This is a genomic window from Acidisphaera rubrifaciens HS-AP3 (assembly GCF_000964365.1).
Taxonomy (GTDB): Bacteria; Pseudomonadota; Alphaproteobacteria; order Acetobacterales; family Acetobacteraceae; genus Acidisphaera; species Acidisphaera rubrifaciens.
On record NZ_BANB01000801.1, the window covers coordinates 1 to 1,336 of the forward strand.

2 protein-coding genes are annotated in these 1,336 nt (G+C 73.0%); one reads left to right on the forward strand and one right to left on the reverse strand.

The window, feature by feature from the left end; genetic code table 11:
* Positions 1–241: 241 nt before the first annotated feature.
* Positions 242–967, forward strand: a complete 726-nt coding sequence (radC, locus tag B8460_RS17880) for a RadC family protein (RefSeq protein ID WP_048862979.1) — start codon at positions 242–244, stop codon at positions 965–967.
* Positions 968–994: 27 nt separating this feature from the next.
* On the opposite strand, the gene B8460_RS22345 is transcribed toward radC, so the two are convergent.
* The coding region (locus B8460_RS22345; protein WP_048862978.1) for an MmyB family transcriptional regulator at positions 995–1,336 on the reverse strand (342 nt) is incomplete at its 5' end.

Sequence of the window (1,336 nt, forward strand, 5' to 3'; positions counted from 1 at the left end):
GGCGCGCTGACGCAAGGCGCGCTGACGCAAGGCGGGCTGGGCCGGCGCCGCCGCTTGCGGCCGGGCCGCATCACTCTTTATGGTTGTTTAAGATTTCGTTCGTGCAACCCATGGGTGAGGCGCGCCGTTGCGCTGGCGTCTGCCGTTCCGTTCCGGCGCGTCCCGTCCGCCCGGCCTGGCCGAGGCGGCGCAGCGGCCGCTGACGCCGTCGCCGGCCCCGGCCGGATATTACCGCCCGCGCCTGCCGCCCGGCCCCGCCGCGGACGACGCACCGGACAACGCGGCGCCGTTCCCGTCCACCGGGCCGCACGGGCACCGGGGGCGGATGCGCGACAAGCTGCTGACGCGCGGGGCCGACGCGCTCGCGGATTACGAATTACTGGAGATGCTGCTGTTCTTCGCCCAGCCCAAGGGCGACACCAAGCCGCTGGCCAAGCGGCTGATCAACCGCTTCGGCAGCTATGGCGGCGTGCTGGCGGCGTCGAACGAGGCGCTGCTGGAGTGCCAGGGCGTGGGCCCGCACACCGCCGCCGCGATCCGGCTGGCGCAGGCGAGCGCGCTGCGGCTGGTGCAGGCGGAGGCCCGCGCGCTGCCGGTGCTCAACAACATGGAACGGCTGATGGCCTATCTGGGGGCCGCCTTGTCGCGCGAGCCGGTGGAGCAGTCGCGCGTCCTGTTCCTCGACCCGCGCAACCGGCTGCTGGCCGACGAGCTGACCGCGCGCGGCACGGTGAATCACACGCCGCTCTATCCGCGCGAGGTGGTCCGCCGCGCGCTGGAGGTGCATGCGACCGCGATCATCCTGGTCCACAACCACCCGAGCGGCGACCCGACCCCGTCGCGCGAGGACATCGCGACGACGCTGGAGGTGCGCGACGCGGCGGAGCTGCTGGGCATCGTGCTGCACGACCACATCATCGTGGGCAACGGGCGATGGACGAGCCTGCGGGAGGAGGGGGTGATCTGAGGGGGCGCCGCCTGTCCGCACCCCGCCCTATGCGCCACGTTCCAGGAATTGCCGCACCCGCGCCGCGTCGGCCTCGCTCGCCGGGTTGTAGACCACCATCGTCAGGTCGGGCCGGCCGTCCACCTTGAACGCGGAGTATTCGAAAAGGGTCTCGCCGAGACCCGGCAACGGCCAGCGTTTCACGGTCTCGGTGAAGCCCAGCACCTCGTTCTCCGCCCAGAGCGCCGCGAATTGCGGGCTCGCGCGCGACAGCTCGTCGACCAGCGCCGCGACCCGTTCGGGCGCGCCGGCGCGCGCCGCATCGGCGCGGAACACGCCGACGATGAGCCGCGCGGTCGTCTGCCAGTCGGGCGGTGCGGCCCCCGTGGC